The sequence below is a fragment of the Stenotrophomonas sp. YJH_SMC_10 genome (genome assembly GCF_059371555.1).
Genome location: NZ_JCAFUS010000029.1, coordinates 1 through 7545, shown reverse-complemented (window position 1 = coordinate 7545; position 7545 = coordinate 1). Strand labels below are relative to the sequence as shown.

The 7545-nt window shown below is 63.3% G+C and carries 7 protein-coding genes; 4 read left to right on the top strand and 3 right to left on the bottom strand.

Translation table 11 applies throughout. The features are described 5' to 3' along the window. Positions 1 to 98: 98 nt before the first annotated feature. From AC5P9C_RS20280 to AC5P9C_RS20270, 3 genes are all read left to right on the top strand, one after another. Positions 99 to 569: a hypothetical protein gene (locus AC5P9C_RS20280; RefSeq protein WP_495205282.1), complete on the top strand. Its 471-nt coding sequence runs from the start codon at positions 99 to 101 to the stop codon at positions 567 to 569. Positions 570 to 611: 42 nt separating this feature from the next. After that, positions 612 to 1544 (top strand): SOS response-associated peptidase family protein, encoded by a 933-nt coding sequence (locus AC5P9C_RS20275; RefSeq protein ID WP_495205281.1) that lies wholly within the window; start codon positions 612 to 614, stop codon positions 1542 to 1544. A gap of 622 nt (positions 1545 to 2166) precedes the next feature. Beyond that, positions 2167 to 2607 (top strand): hypothetical protein, encoded by a 441-nt coding sequence (locus AC5P9C_RS20270; RefSeq protein ID WP_495205280.1) that lies wholly within the window; start codon positions 2167 to 2169, stop codon positions 2605 to 2607. A gap of 72 nt (positions 2608 to 2679) precedes the next feature. On the opposite strand, the gene AC5P9C_RS20265 is transcribed toward AC5P9C_RS20270, so the two are convergent. Both AC5P9C_RS20265 and AC5P9C_RS20260 read right to left on the bottom strand, forming a co-directional pair. Further along, complete coding sequence (locus AC5P9C_RS20265; protein ID WP_495205279.1) at positions 2680 to 3930, bottom strand: Y-family DNA polymerase; 1251 nt, start codon at positions 3928 to 3930, stop codon at positions 2680 to 2682. Then, complete coding sequence (locus AC5P9C_RS20260) at positions 3914 to 4396, bottom strand: LexA family protein (protein WP_495205278.1); 483 nt, start codon at positions 4394 to 4396, stop codon at positions 3914 to 3916. The genes AC5P9C_RS20265 and AC5P9C_RS20260 overlap by 17 nt, the downstream gene beginning before the upstream one ends. Before the next feature lie 284 nt (positions 4397 to 4680). Between AC5P9C_RS20260 and AC5P9C_RS20255 the strand changes: the two genes are divergently transcribed. Then, complete coding sequence (locus AC5P9C_RS20255; protein WP_180845924.1) at positions 4681 to 5697, top strand: SDH family Clp fold serine proteinase; 1017 nt, start codon at positions 4681 to 4683, stop codon at positions 5695 to 5697. A 337-nt stretch (positions 5698 to 6034) separates the two neighbouring features. Here the strand turns inward: AC5P9C_RS20255 and AC5P9C_RS20250 are convergent, their stop codons facing one another. Further along, positions 6035 to 7372, bottom strand: a complete 1338-nt coding sequence (locus AC5P9C_RS20250; RefSeq protein WP_495205277.1) for a hypothetical protein — start codon at positions 7370 to 7372, stop codon at positions 6035 to 6037. Positions 7373 to 7545: the final 173 nt, after the last annotated feature.

The following is a 7545-nucleotide window of genomic DNA, read 5'->3' as shown; positions in this document are numbered from 1 at the left end:
CAGAACATTGGAACGTACGGCTTTGAAATGCAGTGGTCTAACACGTCCGGTCGTTATGGCGGCTGGTTCCACTGGGTGGCAGACGCGGAGATTTAATCATGTACCAACTCACTGAAGACCCCGATGTGATTCGCTGCGTCGAAACTGGTGCGTTCATTCCTCGCGGACACTACCTATGGCCGAACGAATGGCTGGAGCAGAACACACCGCTGCCGGCGTCATCGCCCGGCCTGGGCTTCGAGTTGCATACGCCCGCGCACTACCGCTACATCCGCGACCAGGCGTTCGGGTGGATGCGCGCGGAGGCGGTAGAGCGTGGCTACGACAGCATCGAGTCGTGCGCTAGCTACTACAACAGCGGCGTGGCCCGATATCGTGCGGAGGCGCGGGCGATGGTGGCCTGGCGCGATGCTGTGAACCAGGCGCTGGAGCAGCTGGTGCTGGCGCCGCCGGAAGGGATCGACACCTGGGACGAGGTGCGCGCGCTGCTACCGCAGCCGGAGACGTTCGCCTGGCCTGAGAAGGCGGAGCTGCCGCTGGATGGACTGGCCCCGGTGCCTATGGACTGATCCTCACGCGGGCTCAACGGCGCCTGCTGCCAGATTGCGCCCATGTGCTATTCCGCCCAGATCACCGCCGCCTATCAGAAGCTGGTCAGGATGACCGGCGCAACCCTGTCGCTGCAAGAGTTCGCCGCGCTCTACGCGCACGACCCGGGCAAGAAGCGGCCCAAGACGCCGAAGGCCATGGATGAAGCCTTCCGGGCCGGCGCGAGCCCGGCGGAGCTGGCGGTGTGGGCCGAGGTCGAACATTGGAACAGGGCCGAGGCCACCATCCTGGAGCAGGAGCTGTTCGCCAACCGCAAGCGGTTGGCCGACGCCGAGCGGGCGCTCCAGGTGAAGGAGACGAAGAAGGCCCGGGAGGACGTTCGGATTGCCGGCAACAAGATCGAGCGGGCCAAGGCGCGGCTGGCGGACCTGCAGCGCGTCGAGCCGAAGGATCGCGACAGCCGTATCTTCCCCGGCGTCTACGCCCCGGTGATCGTCTCCGAGGGCGGAAAGCTGGTCATCAAGCCGATGCGCTACCAGTGCCGCCTGGCCGGGAAGCCGGCCAACTACGACCAGCGCTTCCCCGGCACCTACAACGCCCGTCGCGACAGCCTGGAGAAGTTCTGGGCGCCGGCGTTCGGGCACACCCACGGCCTGATGGTGGTCGACACGTTCTACGAGAACGTCGAGGGGCCGGACGGGAAGAACCAGGTGGTGCAGTTCACCCCGCGCACGGGCGAGCCGATGCTGGTCGCGTGCTTGTGGTCGCACTGGAAGGATCCGGCCGGCAAAGAGCCGGATCTGCTGTCGTTCGCTGCCATCACCGACGACCCCGAGCCCGAGGTGGCCGCCGCCGGCCATGACCGGACCATCATCAACATCAAGCCAGAGCACGTGGATGCCTGGCTCAATCCGGATCCGGCCAACCTGGCTGCGCTCTACAGGATCTTCGACGACAAGCGGCACCCGTTCTACGAGCATCGGCTGGCGGCGTGATAGATCAGGCGGTGTGTGGCGATCTACTTCCAGCGCTGCCGATGTGACCACACTCCACCAAGCGCGGGCCGCTCGGCGTGGCATCTTCTCCGCAAACAGCTTGCGCACCGGTTATCCACAGGCTTATCCATGGCGGAATTAACCCCCGTCATGTGAACCTGTCATTGTTCCGTTTTCGCAGTCGTCTATACCGCCGCTATAACCGGTTTAGAGCTTGACTGCGCAGACGGTTCAAGCAGGTCGGAAGCCTTTAAATGCAAGGCCGATGGCATGATCCTTGCGGCACAAGGGATTGCCGAATTTCACTACATTTGGCGTTGACGCACTCAATTACCCCCACTATCTTGAGGCGTCGGTTGGGGTTGCTGAATTCCCCCAGTCCCCGATCGGCAAAAACGCAAAACCCCGAGGCCTTCTATCAGGTCAGCCCCAGGGTTGCGCGAATCTCAGTCAGTTGTACGGGTGGCATGGCCACCAAGAGAAGCAGTGATCGACTGCAATCGATCAACGCTTCCGTTCCATCGTTCAGCTACGAGTAGCTGCGCGCTAGAACGAAGTTGATCTTATCGGGTTTCCGAAATACGTCAACGCTTGGTGGTTCATGCTTCCATCAATCGGAATCATGAAAATGTTTAAAAATCAAAGTTTTATGAAGCTTCCCGGGGTTTCGGAATTTCCGAAATTGCAATGGGTTTCACTGTCCCAGCTGAGCGACACTACGAGCATTCCTGAAGCTTGCCTGCTTATCCCAGCCAATCAGGCCTTGCCCCTGGTGCCAGCGTCTGCAATGTCACCTGGCCCTGTTGCAGTCCAGGTTGATGGCATCCGGTGCTTCACTCCCACCGAATTGGGTGGCCGGATGGGTCTCTCGCCTCAGAAGTTCAACCGGCTCTTGGTAGAGCATGGCTTGCAGGAAAAGCGAGACGGCCAGTGGTGTCCTACGGAGGCTGGCGAAGCGTTCGCCGTCTTGCTGCAGGTCCACAAGAAGCAAAAGGCTGGCACGGATGTGCAGCAGCTGAAGTGGAAGGAGAATGTCCTGGGGCTGCTGTGCGGCATGCACTGACGTAAGTTCCTGCGGCCGTCGTTCGGCGGCCGCAGGCTATCTACCTACTTGCGCTCTCTTGATCCAGGCGCGTCAGCAACGCGCCGGAGGGATCTCGTGTACCGAGGTCGTGTAGTTCGGTGAGAGCATGTGTTGCCGCATGCCCCAGGCCGGCCGAGCCTGCCAACCTGACGCACCGAGTCCCGCAGTGCCCCGCCCGAACTTCTGGTTGATTCGGTCCATGGTGGCCATCAGCCGTTCGTTGCCTACCACCGTGGGCCCGAACAGATCCGCTTGCAGCTCTTCCGGCCGGGCTAGGTCGAGCAGCGCCACACCCGCCTTCTTGTACCCGATGCCCTCCCGCAGCAGGCCGCGCAGCAGCCGGCGGACGACACCCAGCACCACCATCGTGTCAGCGGTCGAGGCCGGTAGGCTTACTGACCGGGTGGCGTTGTGCTGCCGCAGCTCCGGACGGAACGTATCGGAATGCGCGAACACCCATACCCCCGCGGTGACAAGGCCGCGTGCGCGTAGCTTCTCGCAGGCCCTGACGGCGAACGTAGCGAGTGCTTGGGCAACCGCGTCATGGTCTTCCACCCGCTCCGCAAAGGATCGGCTCACCATGATCTGCTGCCGATCTGGCTCAACTTCCTCCAGTTCCATGCACGGATGTCCCTGCAGCTCACGTTGAGTGCGTGCCAACGTGACACCGAAGGTGGCCAGGATGTCGTCCGCCGGCGCGTCGCGTAGTGCTGCGGCGGTGCTGATGCCCATGGATTCCAACCGCGGCGCCAGCCGGCGGCCGACTCCCCATAGATCACCGACGGGGAATGTCTGCAGCACCGTGTCCCGGTAGGCCGCATTGCCGAGGTCGATCACACCGTCAGCACCCTTGGCCACCTTGTTGGCCAACTTGGCCAAGGTCTTCGTGGGGCCAATGCCGATGCAATTCGGTATGCCGGTCCACCGGTGCACACGTTGGCGCAGATCCCGGGCGAACCGCTCGCGGTCCCGGATTCCGTCCAGGTCGATGAAGCTCTCATCGATGCTGTAGACCTCCACCCGCGGCGCGGCCTCCCGCAGAACGCTCACGACCCGGGCGCTCATGTCTCCATAGAGCCCGAAGTTGGCCGAGCGCATCTGCAGGCCATGTCGGCGCACCAGGTGCTTCAGTTCGTGAGCGGGCTGGCCCATCTTGATGCCGAGCGCCTTGGCCTCGGCCGAGCGCGCGATCGCGCAGCCGTCGTTGTTGCTCAGCACCACCAGCGGAACGCCTCGAAGGCCTGGCTGGAACACGCGCTCGCAGCTGGCGTAGAAGTTGTTGCCGTCAACGAGCCCGAACACGGCCGCTCCGGCGTTTGATCTGGCGGACGACTCCAACGACAGCGAACACTTCCACCTCGGTGGATTGCTCCAGCACGATGGGGGGGAAGTCCGGATTGGCCGAGTGCAGCTCCACGTGCCGTTCGAAGAGCTGCAGCACCTTGCAGGTGGGCTGGTTCCCGTCCCAGATGGCGATGACCAGGTCCCCCGCCTGGGGGGTTACCGACCGGTCGACCACCAGGATGTCCCCGTCGCTGACGCCGGCGCCGCTCATGGACCAGCCATCGGCGCGGTACAGGAACGTGGCGGCGGGGTTGCGTACCAGCAGGCGATGCAGGTCGATCGCGTCGTCCATGAAGTCGTCGGCCGGCGAAGGGAAGCCAAGCCGCGCGCGCGCTGCGGCAAGGGGCACGAACTGCGCCGGGCCATCGATCATGGCCGGGCCGATTGGGCGGGCCAGCGTATGGGAGTTGGGAAGGGACTGCATGGGCGTACTCTGGGAGCGGCATGTCTCACGCGTCGAGACTGCGTTCTATTAGTATAAGTACTAATGGCCTCACCTTGGCGGAAAGCTGGCGCTGCTTGGTGGCACAGCAATTGCAGGACCACTATCTGATGCCCCTGAATCCTTAACGGGCTGAATTTCGTTCAGAATTTCTCAGGTGGTGAGACTGGCTCAGTTCCGAAAATTCGTCGAACGCGTTGTAAGATTCGCCGGCCAGGACGGCGTCACAGGGGGAAAAGGTGTCAACGTACTCAGAGGTTTTGGACATGCTTTCGGGCGAGGATCCGGAGCGCGACTACATCGTTATCGCAAGCCCGATCACCCGGGAGCTGCACTCACAGCTCAGTGACTTGCTTGCTAGCCGGCCGCTCAAGCAGAAGGCCACTGTCGTTTTGAGCACCTTTGGTGGCGACCCGGACGGTGGGTATCGAATTGCCCGCTGTCTCCGTCATCATTACAAGGACGGACTCCGAGTAGCCGTTCCGAGCTGGTGCAAGAGTGCCGGCACCTTGATCGCCATCGCTGCCAATGAGCTTGGCATCGGTGATAGGGGCGAGTTGGGTCCCCTAGACGTGCAGGTTTTCAAAGGAACCGAGCTGCAGGAGCGCAGTTCTGGGCTGGACATCACAGAAGCGCTGGGTGTCGTAGGACAGCATGTTCGCTGGGGCTACCATCAAATGCTAGGCGAAGCGAGGCGGATGGGGCTGTCGACCAAGCTGGCTGCAGAAATGGCCGCCCACATTGGCGCTGCAATGGCTGCTCCGCTCCTGAACCAAGTGGATCCTCTGCGCCTTGGTGAGCTGCAACGTGCCACTCGCATCGCCTTTGAGTACGGCGGCCGGCTGGATGGCTATTCGCAGAACCTTAAGGATGACGCCCTAAAATCACTGATCAATGACTACCCTTCCCATAGTTTCGTCATTGACCGGAAAGAAGCTTCGAACCTCTTCAAGAGGGTGTCACCGCTTACGCCCGCGGAAAACGCTTTCGTTCAGTTTGCGTGGGCAATGCTGCAATACCCCAGCGAACACCAGCAACCCAGATTCATCAATTTTCCGGTTCTCCCCAATTCACACGAAGGTACGTCCCATGAATCCGACATTCCAGCTGCAGACGCAGACCCAGGCGCAGCCCCAAGCTCCGACCAGAGCAGTGGAGAGCCAGTGGACGCCGGGAATCCAGGGGCAGGTGGTCCGCGCGTTCGAGTTCGCTCAGGACGCAATGGAGCGCCGTCGGGAAGTGGTGTGCCAGCCGATGACTCATCAGAGCCTAGTGCTGAGTAGCCTCCACGGTCGATGAATGGAAAAGGGCCCCCTCCGGGGGCCTTTTTTTTTGCCCGCTGCCGGGCGATCGGAGAGGCTCGTGACGTGTCGCGGTCTACGCGACAGTCTGGTGTCAGGCTCGGTGGATGACATATCGCAGCAATGGTGGAACCTTGTTCGAGGCTAAGGCCGCAGCCAAGCTGCAGCAGGCTACGGACCTCGAACTGGACAACTCAGGGAGCTGGCGAGCCCGTGCTCGCCGGCGTCAGAGCGCTCAGCGGCTGCGGGCTGCTGCCAGCAGTCATCAGCGCGCTGCAGGCCGCCTAGTAGGCCTGGATCTGCCCGAGGACCTGCCGTTCTAACGGCTCAGGCCCTTGCGCATCGGCACCACCGTCGCACCGGCGCCGGTAAGCAGTTCGTACAGGGCCTCCACCGCAGCGCGTTTCTCCGCGTCGTACTCGAAGAAGTTGTAGTGCCGCTTCTGGACGCCACTCAGGCCGTGAGATTGCAGGTGGCCACGGACTTCTTCCGACAGGCCCAGCGCAGCGAGCCGAGTCTCCACCGTGCGTCGTAGATCGCCCGGCGTGAACGGCGATGTCAGCTCGCCGGCGGCCACCATGCTAGCCACCACCGGATCCATGATTCCCCGGAACTCGTCATAGGTGGCCGGCGCCTTTCCGGCGGTGAGCGAGAACAGGTGCGGCCTGGCGCCGTCGCCGCCGCCTTCACTGTCATCATCGCCGCGCAAGACGGCGAGATCCGCAGCCATCAGCGGGAGCAGTGGCACCAGGTGCACGCGAGCCACGCGGCGACGCCCCTTGATGTCGAGCAAGCGGACGGATCCGGTGCCGGTGTCCGTGTCGTGATCGTGATCAGACCACTTCAGCCGCATCAGCTGTGCAATGCGCTGCCCCCCGGTCAGCAGGTGGAAGCGCACCAGAGCGCCCTCCCTCCCGGGCATCGCCTCGATCCGGCGCCAGTAGGCACGAAGCTCGGCCACCGACAAAACCCGGTCGCGCGGCTGCCCGCTGTCGAGCGTGGCCAGGTCGCGCGCCGGGTTTCTGGATACGTTGAGCACGCGCAGAGCGTCGGGGGCTGCCGCATCCTGCTTTGCTGCGATCGCTGCTGCATACGCCGCCCGCAGATACGACCGGATCTTGCCGCCCTCGCGCAGCTTCTTGGCGCGCACCAGTCGCGACAGGATCGGAAGCAGGTCATCCAGCTCAAGCTCGGACGCCGGGCGCGCCCAGAGGGCTGGCCACGGATCCTCGATGTGGCGCTTGATGGAAGCGCGCGTCGCGGCGGCAGAGACCTTGCCAGCGCCCTCCAAGCTCTCGACGTAGGCCGTCATCAGAGCGCCAAGCGATGCACCAGATCGCCGTGTCGATTCGGCCAGGGCCTCAGCCTTCGCGCGGTCCGCGGCTGCTGCCTCGGCCGCGATCGCGTCGCGCAGATCCCGTTCGCCGGCCTGATACCGCCGTGACAACGCCGCCGCCGCTTCGCGTGCCGCGGTCAGCGCCAGGCCGGTGCCGATCAGCAGGCGGTCGCGCTGCCCGTTGGACTTCGTGTACCTGTAGTAGAACCGCAGCTGCCCGCCGGCCAGCTTGCGCACGTCAAGGCAGCCCGCGCCGCGCGGCGCCGGATCTGAGGCCCATTCGCCGGCCGGCAGTGCGGCCAGTCCCTTCGCTGTAAGCATTCCCTTTGATGCGCCCATTGGTGACCGCTCGGTGACCGTTTGTCCATGGAAAGAGGTGGACGATGATGGGCGCAGGTGGTCGCACAACCTGAGAAAATCAACGACTTAGCTTAAAGCCGGGGCGCCTGTGGAAGGTTGTGGAAGCCCTATAGAGGCCTCATAATCCCTTGGTT